Source organism: Psychrobacillus faecigallinarum, from assembly GCF_014836595.1.
Taxonomy (GTDB): Bacteria; Bacillota; Bacilli; order Bacillales_A; family Planococcaceae; genus Psychrobacillus; species Psychrobacillus faecigallinarum.
Genome location: NZ_JACSQO010000004.1, coordinates 160,228 through 178,213 on the forward strand (window position 1 = coordinate 160,228; position 17,986 = coordinate 178,213).

Sequence of the window (17,986 nt, forward strand, 5' to 3'; positions counted from 1 at the left end):
GGAGAGAAGGTAACCATCACTAATAGGCTACTAAGAGAAATTGTCGGTCGATTCTTATTAGGCATTGCAAGTTTTGGGATAACTCAAATCGTAAGTTTCCAGTTATTTTTTTAATCTGTAAGAGGATAATATTATGTAAAGAATGGCAGGATGGAGCAGATGAGCGATCGATTTGATTTAAGCTTTAAAAACAAAGAAGTTCGAATGTGGTTTTATATTATATTACCAACGATTGTTGTAGGCAGCATAACCTTTTTGTTCATTGATCTTGAATATAATTACATTCCACATTTGTTAATTTACCTTGCTTGGATAGTATATTATTCATGGAGACTTTTTTATAGACGCAACAAAAAGAAATCTCTGTAACACTAGTACCAATAGAAAGCAGGGCTAATAATTACAATGGATTTACACATAGAACTCATATTTACAATATAATGAATAGTGAGAAAAAAACTATTGAATAGAAAAAGGTTAAATTCATTAAAAATAGGAAGGGAGAGGTTTCTATGGAAAAATTATTAGAACAAGCACTTAAATTGAGAAAAAAAGGTCTTCTTCTAGATTCCAATACTATTTTGCTTCAATTGGTTAAAGATTTCCCTCAAAATGCTTATATTAATTATCAATGTGCCTGGAGCTTTGACGCGCAAGGAGAGGAGCTTAAGGCTGTTCCATTTTACGAGAGAGCAATTAGTCTAGGATTACCTGAAAAAGATCAGGAAGGGGCTTTTATTGGGCTTGGAAGTACATATAGAACACTCGGAGAATACGTAAAGTCCCAAAAAACCTTGCAGCAGGGTTTAGAACGATTTCCAGATAATAGAGCTATGCAAGTATTCTTAGCGATGACATTATACAACTTAAATGATCATAACAAAGCTATGGAACTATTATTAAAAAACATTAAAGATACGTCAATAGATGAAAATATACAAAGCTACAAAAAGGCAATTGAATTTTATTCAGATAAGCTGGATGAGATTTGGAATTGAAACAGAAATAAGTGATAAATAAGGTAAAACAAAATAAATGATGTGTATAGTGTCTGAATTACAATTTACAGTTAATTTGAATACAAGGAAGACATTAACCTGAACAATGAATTGTAATAACTAAAAATATGAGTGATTAAAATGCAAAAAAGCTATAAATTTATAATCTATAAAAATCATGTATTTACGTATTTTTCTCAAATATCTCACTGTTTCAAGTATACTTTTCAAATGAAACGTAACTTCGTATAATTTATATTATGTAAACTAAAATTAAAAATTATGGAAAGAGGTGCGCCTACACCTCTTTCTTATTTCGACTGCCACAAAAGTTTAGACATTCGCTCTATGCTAAGTCACTTATACATTTACTCGCCTGCCGGTTAACTTTTGATTACCTAACAGGCTTATTAAGTTCGCCTTAACTTGTTCGTGAAAAACAACTCTGTCGTAAACTCCAACGCTTATAACATTATTAAAATATTTACTATTTCTTTATATACTTATGCAGCAGTTCAATTACTGAAATTTTACTCTTGTGCAACTCCTATTTTGCCGTTTGCAGTATTCTTTATGACTTTAGGTAGTTATTTACATCGAACACTTTTTTATTGCTTAAGTAATGCTAGCTTGCTTTTCGATGGTGTTTCGTATTTTACATTTGGTGATTTTTGAATGTAATTTCCACCACCTACACCATATAAACCACCATGATTGCTCTTATAGTTATAAACACGGTATTCTTCACCTTTTTTCAAAGTTCGAACAGTAGTCAATGAACCATTGCTTTCCATCTTGACCAAGCTTGTATTGGATAAAATAGTAGCTTTACCTATTTGCCCTAATTTTAGCTCTGTTTTTCCCCACATCACTTTTTTTATAGATGGAACATCTGTCTTTTTCTTAATATAAGCAGAGGAAATATAACCTGTTAGCTTTTGATCTTCAGTTTTAACAGGGTACCACACAAATTGGTTTATGCTCGTTGGAGATTGGTCGTATAAGAATTTATCTTCAATAATTAAGGTAGTGTTTTTGGCTAAAGTATTTGCTACTGAAGAAGTACTAGGTTGCGATCTTAATTTTACATTGTCTGCTGTTAGCAATACCTTGCTTCCTTTTTGGAAATGATATGAAGAGGTATGCAATTGATCCGTTAATGTATATTCCTTCTTCGTAAAGGCAATATTGTCACTGCTGTTAGGGTCATATTCAAAATCAGCTAAACTGAAAGGAAACTGCGCTAATTTAGTGCTATTCAAGTAACTATCCTTTTCAATAAATGTAAAGACTTTTTCTTGATAAGCACCAATGTTCTTCAATCCATTGGACTTATATAGTGGACTGTTAGCAGGTTTTATACCGTTATAAGCCATGACTGGAAAGTACCAGTTCTCGATTATTTCAGGTCCTCCGCCTATTATTTTAGGCAAATCATTACGTTTATACATACTGTTAAGAATTTCGACGCCTGCTTGAATATTATAAGTGATATCGTATTTCAATCTTTCTTGATCATAGCTTAGTTGATTGGTAACTTGCATAAGACCAATCCCTTGATCCGTTGAGATTACAGGCTGACCATTTGCATCGAATTGTTTCCAACCGCCATTTTCTTTAGTAGCAACAGCCTTCACAACTTCAGGAGGAATTTTTGCTTCTATGGCTGCATTCGTAAGTAGACAGTTCATATACTGAAAAGATGGATTTTGGTTTGGCTTTATTTCCCCATATGAAGAGCATTTAGACGTCCATGCTGACTCAGCGGAAGCTTCTCCATTGGACCAAGCCAATAGCATTAAGCAAGCTAAGAATGCTAAACTCATTTTTAATAGTTTCATTGATTTAATCCCCATTTCATTGAATATTTTATATTTATTAGTATATATTACCATAAAATATGAATGGAGAAATTATTATTGGAATAAAGTGGTGCTATCTACAAAACTAGCTAAATTCAATAGAGTTAAAAAAGAATAAACACTTAGTTATCGTAATCCTCCAGCAAACAAATTTCGATGAATTCAAAAAAGCTATTTGCATCAAGGGATCTATCCTCCCAATCGTGCCAGTAGTATAAAACCTGACCGATTGTTCCAGCTTCAGTTGGATCCATGTCCATGCAAAGATAGTCACCAGCACCATTGTCGGCAATTGGAATCCACTTAGAATTCCATATAAATGGCTTTATTTCTTTTTCATTTTCTGGCTGCATATCATCGGGATCATATTCTTCCTGCAAAAACGACCAATCCTTTATAATTTTGTGGATGGGAGAAAGAACCAAATTTCTTACAAATGGATTCACACCAGGCTCCCAAACTTGTCCGTTATACACTCTGTAAAAATTCTGTACTTCTTCTGGTAGCTTAACTTCCAGCTTTTGTTGGAGTAAATCCAATTCTTTGTCAGTGACGCCAGGTTGAAGGTTTAATGACTCTTTAAACCCTTCCTCAAATTTTTCACCTCTTGCGATTATCTGATTCCATAGGTTTGCAGCATTGTTCATTCTGTTCTACCTCTCTCCTTCGTAAATCCATACATAAATATTTTACATAGTACTAGCAACAAAAAACAGATATAAAATCTAGATCTTTATTTCATAGGCTAAATTAATGAGAAAGCAAACGATACCAATCATTTGACCAATTGTACTTAAAAGGCTTGCATATACTATTTAGAGGGTTTAATCAATTGTTATTGGAATGATTTAAATGTGGAATGTATCACAAATAAGCTCTTGGATTATTGCAGTAGGTACAGTTATATCTGCAATAGGTAGTACTCCTTCACAAGTATTATCAAACGCAATGTTAAGAGACCTGAACATCATAGGGGATGCTCTACAAGCAGTTGGGAGTGGTATAATCCCCACGGATGCGGATTATCTGGATAAAGTAGGAAGTCAACTAGGGGCCATAGGTAATCTCATTACGCTCGAGTCATTTTTTATCGAGGATCAAAATACGAGTTCCCTCATAAGTGCACAGGGTGATTTTGTTCAAGCGCTAGGTGGAGTTCTCACGATAGATTATTCTGGAAATCAGTCGATAGAAGACGCACTAAACAATATTGGAAATGTACTCCAAGTGATTGGAACTATTTATCAAGCATTATCAATTAAATATCCTTCAAATAGTCAAAAAGCGCAAGAAATGAATACAGTCGGTAGTTGGATACAAGCCGTTGGAGCAGTTCTTTCAGCCCTAACGGTTGATGAATGAGTTGAATGATTTCTCCAGGCAATACAAGTCAATCTTCTCATGTGAATGAAATGTAAAATAAAGACAGTGGATTATCGTATTCCTCTGTCTTTATTTTAGGTATAGCATCCTTATTGAAGAAGCTGTTAGTTCTATAACTATTAAATATCTTACTTAAATTTTATACTCTATTTCCAGCTCTTTTGTAGCTTCCTAATATAAACAATTTGACCGATGTGATATGCATTATGTGTGGTGACATTCCCTACTACTTGCCACCAATTGGCATTCGAGTATTCTTGAACACTTTTTTCTAGTTGTTCTTCTGTTAATATCATTTGCCAATGTAAAAGAACTTCTATAAGTTGTTTCTTTAGTTCATCGAATGTTTTATTTTTTGAGATGGTAAACGTACTGTCATTACTTCCAACTGCTGGAACTGCATTAACACTAGATTCCTTATACCTTATTTGCCAGGTTTTATTCCAATAAAGCAAATGCTGTACAATTTCTGCAATACTATTATTTTCTTTACTCGCCTTCCAAAAAGCTTGTTCCTCTGTCAAACCATTTACAGATTCTGAAAATGGTACGTACCAACTGGGATCGTTTGCATTGGCTAACAGTTGGTCAGACAAAACATCTTTTGCATGAAACATACCTGCTATACTCCCCCTTAATGTTTATCATCATTTAAATGCCTCTATCTATTGTTAATTATTCTAGTTGATAAGATTATTCTCCTCTTTTTCAATTACTTGCTGCATTAGTAACAAACCTGTTATTTAGCTGTTAAATGAATAGTTGTTTAAAGTTAAAAATTAATCCTTGTAAGAAATGCGAAATAATATGCAAATGGTTTCATTAAAAAAGAAACGTTTATGGTTGAAACCATTAAACATTTCTTTTTAAGAACAAAAATATTTGTCTAGTTTTGTGAAACTTAGCTTTTCGAGGTTAGCTGTATAAAAATACGGTTGATTGATAGCTAACCCTCCGTTTCTTTATTTGCTTGTTTTTAAAATGTATATTTAACTCTGTCTCTGAAAATATACTTCTTCATAGGGCTGTACAATGACAAAGCCATCTCCTTCGAACTTCATTTGTATTGATTCTCCACTTCCTCTACCAACAAAGGTTTTAAAGGAGATATCTGTTTGGAAATCAGGCTGTAGATTACCGGACCAAGCCACTGTAGCATTTGGGTCTGTGAAAATGGGCTTTCCTGGTGTCACACGCAGTGTGAGAGGCTCGTAATGAGAAGTTATAGCAACTAAACCAGTTCCTTCACATCTCACATTAAACAACCCGCCAGACATCATTCCTGCCACTTTTTTCATGATTTTGATATTGTGATTAATGGACGGCTCGAAAGCAAGCAAATCGTTCCCATTTACATAAATCGCTTCATTTTGAAGATGAAGAATAATGATTTTCTTTCCACTGTCAGCTAGATATAATTTACCGTGGCCATTTGCCTTCATTAGTGAGGCACCTTCACCAGTCAAAGCCTTTTTAAACATTGCGCCCACACCATGCTCTAAAACGCCCTCACGCTCAAATTTAATTTTTCCGTGATAAGCGACCATGGCACCTGCTTTAGCCCAAACAAGCCCCTCCAGGTTAACCTCCAATAAGCGCTCTGTTTCTAGTTCGAAAAAGCCTTCTCCTTTATCCTCCTGCTCCGTTTTGCGTATAAATTCAGCTACTGAGTATCGATTCATCAACAAACACCCCTTCCTCTTATCATATACGATGATGAATAGAACTATGTTTAAAATCATCCTTAAATTGGTTTTCTTATCTATAAATCTAGCAAAATATCTATGATTTTACTGCTAATATAACGATGGACGGTGCTATCAAAATTCAATAGAACAGCTACCCCAATGTTTTCCTCTGGAATTAATGAGATTAATGCCCTTACAGCCATCTGTCCCCCGCCGTGCTCGATGATGGTTTTTCCCTTATAGTCCTCGATAAACCAGCCTAATCCATAAAAACATGTATTAGTTTCATTATCCCACTCTTCTGACACTCGACATACAGGATTTTGCATTTGCTTTTTGAGAGTATTTTCAAGCTGTTCACTTGAACTGTAGTTCAAATGAAAGGACATATACTTGGCCAAATCTGTTGCTGTAGAGTAAAGAAAGCCTATTGGAGCAGCCAAAGAATTCGTTGGATAAGGGGTTTCAACCTTGTCGGTACCTAAATAATATTTTGCGTAATTATTGTCAGTCAGAATGATATTTGTATCTGTAGTAGTTCGCGTCATTTGTAGTGGTGTTAAGAACTGATTTTGAAGGAAAGTCTCCCAGCTTTCTCCGGTAACCTTCTCGATTAAATCTCCCAAAATAACATATGCATCTGTACAATAGTTCCAATCATGTCCAGGGGGTGATTCTAGCTTAACTTTTCGAAACCACCTAGTGATATCCTCTCTAGTATGGATACTAGTTAATTCATCTTCTACTAACCTATAATAGGCTAAAGCCTCATCCCATTCAGTAGGTGTGTCTGAATAGATTTCTTTAACATTTGGAGCAACTAAATTGGGCTATACCTAAATCAGCTGGAAAGCCTGTTGTATGGCTTAAAACATGTTTTACAGTTATTTGATCGCTTAAGTATTTACTTTTGTTCTGAAATAAGGCAAATACTTAATGATTGGTGTATCGAGTTGGATGCTGCCCTTTTCAACAAGCTTCGTAATGCAGACTGCTACAAAGTTTTTTGTTACACTTTGAATACTCATGATTGTATTTTCATCAATTAGGCTCGTAGTAGGCTCCAACTGAGCGTAACCGTATCCTTTTGCAAAAATTAGTTCATCTTTTTTAACTATAGAGACAGTAATCCCGACTCCTTGTTCTTCTATGACTCCATTTATTAAACTGTTTATTTCTTCTATCTTTTTATCAATTGTTTTCATTATTTGCTCCCTACATATTGCTAAATTTTCTAATTAAAGTGCTCCTTTTTGGTTAATGCCACACCCTATGCTGCATTTTTATATAGTTAGAACAATTGGTTGTTGTAACGATCTACCTCTCTGTCTGAGTTGACTTGAGCGGCTACTTGATTCATTGTCTTCTTATGCGTTAAGTTATAATTCCTACTACTTAACCGATCTACGAGATAGGCACCTATTATGATAGCAGCAAAGAAACCCCAAAAAATCCACATAATCCAATGCATAACATCCTCTCCTTCATCAGATATAGTATGTTCACTTAATACACATACGGAAAAATATTGAGAAAGTTTCGAATTTTAAGGTTAATGAAAATGACATCAGTAAAATGTGGATTTACTTTAAGTTAATATCAAGTATAAAAGCCTTTTTCTCTATAAAATAGAAGGAAATCAGGCTTTTTAGTCAAATATAACTTGTTGATTTATTAGTCCGTCCCTCGTTTAGAGGATGTTACGATGGTCGGTCTATAAAAAGGCTAATATTATATTTCCATTCCAAAACACAATGATTTATTCTTCATAGCTTCTGTTAATTTCTTTCTTAAACCTGCTAACCATTCCGGTTCCTGGTCCCACTTTTCTTCCGCAGATCGTAGAATGCGCACATAACTATACAAATTTGCAAATCGTCTACAAGCTGGCATTATTGACATCATATCTTCTGATATCTCAAATTCAGTACGATATCCGTCCAAAAAGCTTTCTTTTTTCTGCTGAAAAATATCAGGCAGAATACAATCCTGTAAACTATCAAGTGATTGCTCGATATCCATTACATACCAGTGATACATGGCATCGTCAAAATCAATAACGTTACAAGAGTTATACTCTTCATCATAGAATACATTATCAAATTCAAAATCATAATGAATCAGTCCAAAATTGTTGTTTGTCTTAGGAATTGAGTCAAAATAATCTTGTAATAACAGGGTTTCCTTCAATGCAGATTTTTCGAGAGGAAAATCAACTAGAATATTGTGAATCCAATTTAATACGTCGCTATATGACCATCGTTTGTATTGTGAAGTTTTATACTCACTGGATAACTGATGGAGCTTTCCTAAAGCTTTTCCATAATTGAAAATAACTGTGTCACTTAAATCGGTCTTGATGATTTGCACACCTACAACACGTTTAAATACAGAGGCAAAGTATACGCCCCATGGAGTTTGTAATTTGACGAGCTCCTTCCCATTCTTTGATACAGCAGTTTCTACTGCTCCATACTTTTTGGATCGAAGGTATGAAATAAAGTCCAATTCTGCTAAAATATTTTCTTCGAATTTCTCCGTTTTTGGAGAAAATCTTAAAAATTGAGTTTTGCCTTTGGCTTGAAATGGATAAATAGCATTTGAAGATATTCTGTAGTACTTGAACATTTCAAGAGAGCGTTCATCAAATTCCCAATTTCTCAACAACATTTCTGCTAAATCCTCATTTTTAAAAAGATATTTCAATTTCAACATAAACTGACAACTCCCTTTACTTAAAGTTATATTGCATCATTTTTTGTTTAATTTTTTCTTGAAATCTCTTCTCCTTGTATCTAATCTTTGTAATTCAGCTAACTGTTTTTTATAACTATTAACTCTGCTTTGACTTAGACGTTTATCATTTATGGCTTTTTGAATGGCACAGCCCTGTTCTTTTCGATGTTGACAATTCTTAAATTTACAATAGTAACTCAGTTGTTTGATTTCCTCAAAACTTTGCTCAAGTATCTCTACATCTCCCCATAGCTGCAATTCTCTTATACCAGGGGTATCTATGATTATGCCACCAGTTTGAAGGGAAATAAGTTCACAATTTGTAGTTGTATGCTTTCCTTTGCCCGTTAATTTACTAATAGACTGTATTTTTTGTATTTCATTACCCACCAAGAAATTAGTTATTGTTGATTTTCCTACTCCAGATGATCCAAGAAATATAACTGTCTTTCCACACATTAAATATTTAAAGAAAACGTCCATATTTACATTTTTTTCTGCACTGACAGAATGAACAGTTACTTTATTTGCTATTTCTTTCACTTGATTTATATATTCGGCAATATTAATACATAAGTCTACTTTGTTTAAAATAACTACTGGTTCAATTCCACTGTTATAAATCAAAGTTAAAAATCTTTCTATACGTCGAATTTCAAAATTATTATCTAAGCCAACTACGATAAATGCTGTATTAATGTTTGAAGCTATTACTTGTTCTTCTGTTTTTCCTCCTCCAATAACACCATTATTTAATTTTCTCCCACCAGAGATAGGAAGCTTCCTTACATAAGCGTTTTCTCTCGGTAAAATAGCGTGAATGAAAGCATGAGGATTACTATTTTTAATTTCGTACACTACCCAATCTCCAACTGCCGGAAAATCTTTATTTAATTGAGCATTATGTCTAAACCTTCCTGTTATTCTAGCTGTAATTGATTTCTCTTCAAATGTTACAAGATAATTATCTTTTATTTTGCATGTCACTCTACCAGCTCTTAGACCTTTTATTTTATAAGGTCTAAAATATTCATCAAAATTTGCATTCCAACCTAGTAAATGTGGTTCCATTAATTTTGCCCCCAGTTAGTTATAAATTTGGAGAAGAACAACTGGAATTATATTTATTTAATATATTTTGTACTCACACGAAAAAAGCCACAGGATATATAAAATAACCCTGTGACTAGACATTCCGTTCTTCTTTACAAAAAGTCAATTTTCTCTCTTGACATGTCCTATATTAATAAGTTCAAAAGCCTAATAACTTAGTCCGCATGAGTGAGATGCAATAAATATAATTCCAAGGTTATCTTCATTAAATTAGTCATTGCTTAATCTCACTCCCTTCAGTAATTGTAAGAAAATTATACCATTTCAATTATTGATAAATCAATAACTTATCTTGTCCAATGGCAAAATTCCTTGGAAGAAAAAAAAAAGAATCCTATTTCTAGGATTCTTTTAGTAAATTTTTTTCTTTCCTATATCCAGTGATGATTTTGACAGATAATAATATCCAAAAAATAGTCATACATGTTAAAAGGTACTTTAAAACAGTATTAATTGTAGAAGAATCTGTGTCAAGAACCCATTGCATATACATGGACTGTGCTAATACAAACAACAAGAATATAGCGATTGTCATATTCATCCTAAAGGCTTTTTTTATTTGGAGTCGCTTTTCTGATACGTCATAGGAGAATGCTGGTTTATTATTAGCCTCGTCATAAGGCATCGCCCAAATAGAGTAATTTAATAGAGACATATTAGATGTATATTTTAGTTTCCATCCTATTTCTTTATGAATTATATAATAATCAGATTTAAGTTTTGGTTCAAATGTAACCTCATATGCAATCTTTTCGTGCCTAGAGGGAACAAAAGAAAAGATTGTAGCAAATACACTTTCAAGCTCGTAGCCCTTATGATGCATCTCATCCAACCATATTTTAGTCTGGAGTGGCTGATACATCCATGCTAATCGAATTTTCCTTATTTTTTTTCTATCGTATTTTATTTCGTCCTTAAGATTAAAAGTTTTTTTCTCAAAAGTTCTATAGGAAATGAAAACAAAAGTCGATAGTCCTGCTAAAGCCAAGAATACTAGTACGGGAATAATAAGTGCTGCATAATTAGGGTCATTAGTATTTATGGTTTCAAAAATTAACAAGTTAATAGGGCCAGTTGATAAATAAAATATGGACAGCATAAGAAATAAATACGCATGCAAACGAATCCTTTTGAACAAGCTTTCACGGGAGGGATAAAAAGAAACAATTATATCTTCATTTTTTAAAATACCCCATTTACCGGTAGTTGAATGCTCCTGCCAGCCATCGCTTTTTAAGCTTTCTGATAACGCTCCGGAATTATATTGTATTGAAAAGGTAACCTTGTTAGGAGGCACAGTTTTATCAAACGTAAATATCCGTGTGAATCTGTTAATGTCTTTGAGTATATAGCCTTTATAAGCCATCCTTTCTAGCCAACGTTCAGTGTATGATATACGATAGCTCCAAAATAATTTGAACTGTTTCAATCGAACTCCCCCTCATAAAGCAAAATATTGCTATGTACTTCTTTTAAACGCTCCATTTCCTTCCGAATGATAACCTTGCCAAGCTCGGTAATTTCATAAATTGTTTTTCTCTTTTCGTCCGAGAATACAGTAATCATTTCATCGTTCTGCATTTTAGTGAGCGTTCCATAAATAGTGCCAGATCCTAAATGTAGTCTGCCGTTAGTCAGTTCTTCTACTCTTTTGATAATTCCATAACCATGCCGTGGCTCAGTCAATGAAAAAAGTATATAGAAAGCTGTTTCCGTCATTGGTATGTATTTCTTGATTAATTTATCCAAGCTGCTCCACCCTCTTGTACTATGTCACAACACGACTATATCACGACGTGACATATTTGCCAAGCAAAACATGTAAAATTTAACCTAATATTTACTAGTTAAGCAATATAAAAATTTCTTTCATGATTTTCCCTCATAAATAAGCTTTTAAAGTTCATACTTTAAATAGTTTATTTATGAGGGAGGTATTTTTTTGAATACAAAAAATTCTACCGTTTCCGTGTTTGCGCTTGGCGGTATAAATGAAATTGGAAAAAACATGTATGTTATTGAATCATACGATGACATTGTAATAATTGACTGTGGAGGTAAATTTCCCGATGAAAGTCTTCCAGGAGTAGATTTAATCATCCCTGACATCACTTATCTAAAAGAAAACGAGGAAAGAATACGTGGTTTGATCGTCACACACGGGCATGAGGATCATATTGGTGGAATACCTTACTTTTTAAAACAGTTGAATGTACCCGTTTATGCCACAAATCTGACGCTCGGTTTGATTGAAATTAAGTTAAAGGAGCATGGAATTCTTCGAGATAGCAAGCTTTTTATGATAGACGAGGATAATGTCTTAAGGCTGGGTACTATTCGGACAACCTTTTTTCGCACGAGCCACAGCATACCAGATTGCCTTGGTATAGCCTTTCAAACGCCACTTGGCACAATTGTGCATACAGGAGACTTTAAATTTGATTGGACTCCCGTGGATAAGCAAGCTGCAGATATACATCGTATGGCAGCAATTGGTCAGGAGGGAGTACTATTGCTACTTTCAGAAAGTACGAATGCAGAGCGACCTGGCTCTTCCCCGTCGGAAAGGCTAATAGAAGAACATTTGGATGAAACCTTTAGAAAGGCAACTCGCAAAATTTTCATTACTACTTTCGCTTCAAACGTACACAGGGTACAGCAAATAGTTGACACTTGCATTAGAAACAACAGAAAGATTCTTTTACTTGGAAGAAGCATGGTAAATGTAGTTAGGGTAGCGACTCAGCGAGGATATTTAAAAATACCAGAAGGAATGTTGCTAGAGGAAAGCGAGGTTCCTTCAATGTCACCAGAAGAAGTGGCGATTCTTTGTACAGGTGGACAAGGTGAGCCAATGGCAGCTCTTTCTCGACTAGCCAGCTCTCGGTTCCGTAAATTAGAAGTTCTCCCAGAAGATACAGTAATCTTTTCTTCTAGCCCTATCCCTGGAAATGAAACGAATGTTACGAGGGTTGTAGACAATCTATTGCGCCTAGGAGCGAATGTAATATATGGTTCAGGAAGCGCAACAGGGATGCATGTATCTGGCCATGCTTACCAAGAAGAGCTGAAGCTCATGCTGACCTTGATGAAGCCAAAGTATTTTATCCCTATACATGGTGAATATCGCATGCTGCATATTCACAGAGAGCTCGCTCAGTCCATCGGTGTTAAGCGTTCCAATATATTTTTACTGAACAATGGGGATGTTGTCGATATTATTAACGAAAATGAGGTCATACAAACTCGCTCGATAGAGGCCGGTGATGTTTTTGTGGACGGCTCCGGTATAGGAGATGTAGGAGAAATAATTCTTCGTGACCGCAGGGTTCTTGCTGGAGATGGAATGATTGTTATAGTCGTAAGCCTACAAAAAGGGCTGAAGAAAATATGGAATGGTCCAGATACTCTTACAAGAGGCTTTGTATATGGACCAGATTCAGAAGAGCTTATTAACTCTATCAATCAAAATGTACGCACTACTGTAGAAAAATGGGATAACAATAAAAACCAACGTACCCTCAAAAAGAATATTAAAAACTCCGTAGAAAACTTGATTTACAAACGAACAAAGAAAAAACCGATGATTTTGCCTATTATTATTGAAATTTAAACTAATCAACGCATCCTAGTAAAAAGGATGCGTTGATTTTTTATCGGATAGAATTTTTTATGACCGGATAGGCAAGATTTATAACCGTTCAGAGATCTTTTATGACCGGATAAAAAAAATTATGACCGTTCACCCTATTTGGCATCATCCAAAAGCTACATCTAGAATCATCATAATTGTAAATCCAATCATCAAGCAAACAGTTGCCAAATCTCCGTTTCCGTATTCCTGTGAACCAGGAATTACCTCCTCCACTACAACAAAAATCATAGCACCAGCTGCGAATGCAAGAGCAAAAGGTAAGATTGGAGACATAAAGGACACTGCTAAGACACCGATAATTGCAGCAATTGGTTCTACCATTCCAGAGAATTGTCCATAAAAGAAGCTCTTTCTACGAGACATCCCCTCTCTTCTTAGAGGCATTGCAACCGCTGCACCCTCAGGAAGGTTCTGAATACCAATTCCGATTGCTAGAGCTACAGCTGCAGTTAAAGACGCTGAATCGAGACCAGCTGCAACTGCTCCAAAAGCGACACCGACAGCTAGGCCTTCCGGAATATTATGTAAAGTGATTGCAAAGACAAGCAGTGTACTTCTTCTTTTCCCCTTCGGATTAATCCCTTCGGTTTGATTGGTGTGAGAGGAAGGGTGCATATGGGGGATGATTTTATCTGCGATCCAAAGGAAAAATCCACCCAAGAGGAATCCAGCAGCTGCTGGAAACCAAACTGGAAAAGGGCCTTCTTTTGACATCTCTATAGCAGGGGAAAGAAGCGACCAAAAGCTTGCTGCAATCATTATTCCGCCAGCAGAGCCAAGCATACCATCCATTAATTTTTGGTTTACTGTCTTTGTTGTAAACACTAGGGAGGCGCCTAGCGCTGTCATTCCCCAAGTAAACAAAGTTGCTAATAATGCCTGCATAACTGGGCTAAGCGTGGATATGTACGCAATCATCATTTCCTGTCCCTTCTTTGTCTTCTTTTATTATCACTATATGATTTTGTAGAGAATTTAATAATAAAGAAATTAAACGGTACCAACCTGGTTATTTAAATCATTATTTCTTCCAATCGGCTGCTAGCATGCCGTAGACCTCATGATCGACATAATGGTCGTATAGCCACTCTGATTGACGAATAGTTCCCTCATGGGTAAACCCAAGTCTTTCAGGAATTGCTCTGCTTTTCTTATTCTCAACCGCAGCTCGGATTTCTACACGATTTAATCCTAAATCGATTAATGCATAATCTACAAATGCCTTTACTGATTTAGTCATTAGACCATAGCCAACAAAGGCATCGCCCAACCAATATCCAATGCTCGTAGATTTGTTGTTCCAGTCAATTTTATGAAAACCAATTATACCAGCAAGATTGTCTTCATACCAAATCCCTGCTTGGATTCCATTATTTTCACTAAACTGTTTCATAGTAGATTTGATGAAATTCTCCGTGTCAGAAACAGTTTTTGTAAAATCAATAAAAGGTAACCATTCCTTTAATGTATCCTTGGACATGATAGTCAAATCGAACACTTGTTCCGAGTCCCGTAAATCTAGCATTTTTAGTTTAGTTTTTTCGTCAATATTAAATGTAAACATAGTATATCTCCCTCCTTATAGAGCATTATAAATTAACTTTACAATAATGGAAATATTTTATTTGTTTACATAATAATATTATCAAACATAAAAATGGTTATCCAAATTATTCGGATAACCATTTTACTTTTTAAAATGGACTACTATCTTTCGAAAACGTTTTTTTGTGACACTGCACATGAGTTACGAACTACTAGTTGATGCGGAATGATAATACGCTTTACTGGTTCATTTTCATTCTCCAACACCTGAATCAGGCTTCTGGCTGCCTGATATCCTAATTCAACTATGTTGATATTAATGGATGTTAGAGGTGGACGAGACATTTCCGCAAACAAAGCATTATTGAAGCTTATAATGGAAACCTGACTCGGAATGTCAATTGCCATTTCTGTAAGAGAGTTTACAACTCCTAGCGCTATCAAGTCATCTGTAACGATTAACGCTGTAGGAGAAATGGTACCCGAGAAAAGTTTACTTACTGCTTTCTGGCCACCCTCTCTTAGAAATTGTTCAGAATGTATAATATAATCTTCTTGCAAAGATATATCATTTTCTTGCAGAGCTGCCTTATAGCCATGGAGTCTGTCCAAAGTTACTGTGAGGTTAGGACTGCCCCCGATAAAGCCGATATTCTCATGTCCAAGACCGATAAGGTACTCTGTTGCCTCTTTCGCTGCTAGGAAGTTATCATTATCTACATGAGTGATTTTTGCCACATGCTCATAAGGCTTCCCAATCATTACAAATGGAAAGTTTCTAGATCTCAAATAGTTTAAGATATCGTCATTGATTCGAGAGTAAAGGAGTATAATTCCATCCACTCTACCCCCCTGAACCATCTGCACTACACCATTGAATAGTTCTTCCTCAGTCGTTCCAGTAGTCATCTGAAGTGCATAATGCTTTTCATGCACTCCTTCACTTAATCCGTGCATAACCTCAGCAAAGAATGGGTTTTGAAAGAATGCACCAGTCGATGGAGGCAATACTAGACCGATTACCTTTGTCGATTGGCTAGCAAGACTACGTGCAATAAAATTAGGATGATATCCTAGCTGCTCCATTGCTTCTCTAACACACTTCTTTGTCTTCTCACTAATCCGGGGATTATTGGCAATTACCCGAGAGACGGTTGAGGGAGCGACATTTGCTAATTTTGCTACATCTTTAATCGTAATTGCCACAGGATATCACCACTCTTTTTCTGTTTTCATAATGTTTCTGTAAAATATAATTATATAGATAAGTGTTATTATTAACTAGCCCAATTAAGTCATATGACCAATTGTTAGTGACTGTATCTATTCATCAGAGCTTTCTTACTTTGACAAATATATTCTCGTTTCGTATGGCTTTAATATCACTTTCTCTGTTAGTGAATCAGGTGTTTTTTTATAATTGCTTAACATAAGATGGTAATCCTTTTGCTCCAACTCGTGTAGATTAACTTCTACCGTTTTGTTACGGAAGTTGCATAGGACAACTGCTGTCTTTTCATTCAGACAACGTTTATAGATATATACATCTGGGTCATTTTCTAATAATAGATCATAAGAGCCATATACAAAAACTTCATTTTCCTTGCGAAGCTTAATCATATTTTTAAAGAAGTGATAGATGGAATTCTCATCCTTAAGCTGAGCCTGTACATTAATATTAGAATAGTTTGGGTTAACGTTCATCCATGGAGTACCACTTGTAAATCCAGCATTCTCAGAATTATCCCATTGCATTGGAGTTCGTGAGTTGTCCCTTCCGTTTGTCCAAATGGTTTCCATTACTTCCAAATGAGGACGACCTTTTGCAATTTCGATCTCATAAAAATTTTGCATACCGATATCGTCATAATCTTCTATAGAAGGGAACTGAACATTCGTCATACCAATTTCTTGGCCCTGATAGATAAAAGGTGTACCCTGCATTAAGAAATAACAAGCACCCAGCATTTTTGCACTTTCATTCCAATATTCCTGGTCATTTCCCCAGCTAGAAACACTTCTTGTTTGGTCATGGTTTTCTAGAAAGAGTGCATTCCAACCTCTTTCGTGAAGTCCCTTTTGCCATTTTGTTAGTGTTTTTTTAAGTCCGAGCACATCAACAGTCTTATTTTTATCCTTATTCCAAAGTCCAAGGTGTTCAAACTGAAAAATCATATCAAACTTCCCGTTTGTCTCACCAACCCATTCGTCTGCCTCGTCTATACCAACGCCATTAGCTTCTCCGACCGTCATAATATCATATTTTGCGAACGTTTCTTCTTTTAATTCGCTTAGGAATGTCTGTATACCTGGTTGGTTAGTATGCATGTCAAATGAGGAAACGTACTGATTGCCTTCTGGATTTGGCATATCAGGAAAACCCTCACGTTTTTTAATATGACTGATAGCGTCTACACGAAAACCATCGATTCCTTTGTCCAACCACCAATTGACCATCTTATGTAATGCTATTCTTACTTCTTTGTTTTCCCAATTTAAGTCTGGTTGTTTAATGGCAAAAAGGTGCATATAATACTGCGCTGTCGCTGTATCGTATTCCCAAGCACTACCAGAAAAAATACTCTCCCAATTGTTTGGCGGCTCAGTACCTTTACCGTCTCTCCATATATACCAATCTCTTTTTGGGTTATCTATAGAAGAACGTGATTCAACAAACCAAGGATGCTCGTCACTTGTATGATTAATAACAAGATCTAGAATAAGTTTCATGTCACGGGCATGAGTTTCTGCCAATAACTCATCAAAATCCTTCATGTCTCCATACTGCTCTGAAATACCTTGGTAATCACTTATATCGTAACCATTATCGGCATTTGGAGATTTGTAAAATGGAGATACCCATATTACGTCTATACCTAAATCCTTCAAGTAATCTAGTTTTGAGATTACTCCACGCAGATCACCTATTCCGTCCCCGTTACTATCCATAAAGCTTCTAGGGTATACCTGATAGCTGACTGCTTCTTTCCACCAATTTCTCTTCAT

General features: G+C 35.4%; 19 protein-coding genes. 4 read left to right on the top strand and 15 right to left on the bottom strand.

Going from position 1 to position 17,986, the window contains the following annotated elements; all coding sequences use genetic code 11:
* Positions 1-159: 159 nt before the first annotated feature.
* Together H9650_RS10080 and H9650_RS10085 are read left to right on the top strand one after the other, a co-directional pair.
* Positions 160-369: a hypothetical protein gene (locus tag H9650_RS10080; protein ID WP_191697110.1), complete on the top strand. Its 210-nt coding sequence runs from the start codon at positions 160-162 to the stop codon at positions 367-369.
* Positions 370-512: 143 nt separating this feature from the next.
* Positions 513-998 (top strand): tetratricopeptide repeat protein, encoded by a 486-nt coding sequence (locus H9650_RS10085; RefSeq protein WP_151109839.1) that lies wholly within the window; start codon positions 513-515, stop codon positions 996-998.
* 608 nt (positions 999-1,606) lie between these two features.
* Here H9650_RS10085 and H9650_RS10090 read toward each other — a convergent pair.
* Positions 1,607-2,839: an SH3 domain-containing protein gene (locus H9650_RS10090; RefSeq protein WP_151109837.1), complete on the bottom strand. Its 1,233-nt coding sequence runs from the start codon at positions 2,837-2,839 to the stop codon at positions 1,607-1,609.
* Between the two features lie 143 nt (positions 2,840-2,982).
* Complete coding sequence (locus tag H9650_RS10095; protein WP_151109835.1) at positions 2,983-3,507, bottom strand: SMI1/KNR4 family protein; 525 nt, start codon at positions 3,505-3,507, stop codon at positions 2,983-2,985.
* Positions 3,508-3,712: 205 nt separating this feature from the next.
* On the opposite strand from H9650_RS10095, the gene H9650_RS10100 reads away from it, so the two are divergent.
* Positions 3,713-4,222 carry a DUF6944 family repetitive protein gene (locus tag H9650_RS10100; RefSeq protein WP_144536421.1) on the top strand — a complete coding sequence of 170 codons (510 nt, stop codon included), beginning with the start codon at positions 3,713-3,715 and terminating at the stop codon, positions 4,220-4,222.
* Positions 4,223-4,389: 167 nt separating this feature from the next.
* On the opposite strand, the gene H9650_RS10105 is transcribed toward H9650_RS10100, so the two are convergent.
* From H9650_RS10105 to H9650_RS10145, 9 genes are all read right to left on the bottom strand, one after another.
* A complete protein-coding gene (locus H9650_RS10105) occupies positions 4,390-4,860 on the bottom strand; it encodes a DinB family protein (protein ID WP_144536419.1) in 471 nt (156 codons plus the stop codon).
* Positions 4,861-5,232: 372 nt separating this feature from the next.
* Complete coding sequence (locus H9650_RS10110; protein WP_151109831.1) at positions 5,233-5,925, bottom strand: AIM24 family protein; 693 nt, start codon at positions 5,923-5,925, stop codon at positions 5,233-5,235.
* A gap of 80 nt (positions 5,926-6,005) precedes the next feature.
* Positions 6,006-6,731, bottom strand: a complete 726-nt coding sequence (locus tag H9650_RS10115; RefSeq protein ID WP_191697207.1) for a serine hydrolase domain-containing protein — start codon at positions 6,729-6,731, stop codon at positions 6,006-6,008.
* Between the two features lie 96 nt (positions 6,732-6,827).
* Positions 6,828-7,136: a serine hydrolase domain-containing protein gene (locus H9650_RS10120; RefSeq protein ID WP_191697111.1), complete on the bottom strand. Its 309-nt coding sequence runs from the start codon at positions 7,134-7,136 to the stop codon at positions 6,828-6,830.
* Positions 7,137-7,222: 86 nt separating this feature from the next.
* Positions 7,223-7,402 carry a hypothetical protein gene (locus H9650_RS10125; protein ID WP_191697112.1) on the bottom strand — a complete coding sequence of 60 codons (180 nt, stop codon included), beginning with the start codon at positions 7,400-7,402 and terminating at the stop codon, positions 7,223-7,225.
* 260 nt (positions 7,403-7,662) lie between these two features.
* The gene (locus H9650_RS10130; protein WP_191697113.1) at positions 7,663-8,646 is read right to left on the bottom strand and encodes a phosphotransferase enzyme family protein; all 984 of its coding nucleotides are present in this window, start codon (positions 8,644-8,646) and stop codon (positions 7,663-7,665) included.
* 36 nt (positions 8,647-8,682) lie between these two features.
* Entirely contained in the window at positions 8,683-9,738 is a 1,056-nt protein-coding gene (gene rsgA / locus H9650_RS10135) for a ribosome small subunit-dependent GTPase A (protein ID WP_191697114.1), read from the bottom strand.
* A gap of 382 nt (positions 9,739-10,120) precedes the next feature.
* Positions 10,121-11,209 carry a DUF2812 domain-containing protein gene (locus H9650_RS10140; RefSeq protein WP_191697115.1) on the bottom strand — a complete coding sequence of 363 codons (1,089 nt, stop codon included), beginning with the start codon at positions 11,207-11,209 and terminating at the stop codon, positions 10,121-10,123.
* Entirely contained in the window at positions 11,206-11,499 is a 294-nt protein-coding gene (locus tag H9650_RS10145) for a PadR family transcriptional regulator (RefSeq protein WP_151113662.1), read from the bottom strand. Before H9650_RS10145 ends, H9650_RS10140 begins: the two co-directional genes overlap by 4 nt.
* A gap of 223 nt (positions 11,500-11,722) precedes the next feature.
* On the opposite strand from H9650_RS10145, the gene H9650_RS10150 reads away from it, so the two are divergent.
* The gene (locus H9650_RS10150; protein WP_191697116.1) at positions 11,723-13,393 is read left to right on the top strand and encodes a ribonuclease J; all 1,671 of its coding nucleotides are present in this window, start codon (positions 11,723-11,725) and stop codon (positions 13,391-13,393) included.
* Positions 13,394-13,537: 144 nt separating this feature from the next.
* On the opposite strand, the gene H9650_RS10155 is transcribed toward H9650_RS10150, so the two are convergent.
* The 4 genes from H9650_RS10155 to H9650_RS10170 all read right to left on the bottom strand — a co-directional run bounded on the left by H9650_RS10155 (position 13,538) and on the right by H9650_RS10170 (position 17,986).
* Positions 13,538-14,353 carry a ZIP family metal transporter gene (locus H9650_RS10155; protein WP_144537184.1) on the bottom strand — a complete coding sequence of 272 codons (816 nt, stop codon included), beginning with the start codon at positions 14,351-14,353 and terminating at the stop codon, positions 13,538-13,540.
* Between the two features lie 103 nt (positions 14,354-14,456).
* On the bottom strand, positions 14,457-14,999 hold the full coding sequence (locus H9650_RS10160; RefSeq protein ID WP_144536401.1) for a GNAT family N-acetyltransferase: 543 nt from the start codon (positions 14,997-14,999) through the stop codon (positions 14,457-14,459).
* 143 nt (positions 15,000-15,142) lie between these two features.
* Positions 15,143-16,186, bottom strand: coding sequence for a LacI family DNA-binding transcriptional regulator (locus tag H9650_RS10165; protein WP_144536399.1), 1,044 nt, complete (start codon positions 16,184-16,186; stop codon positions 15,143-15,145).
* Between the two features lie 135 nt (positions 16,187-16,321).
* Positions 16,322-17,986 (bottom strand): glycoside hydrolase family 13 protein, encoded by a 1,665-nt coding sequence (locus tag H9650_RS10170; RefSeq protein WP_144536397.1) that lies wholly within the window; start codon positions 17,984-17,986, stop codon positions 16,322-16,324.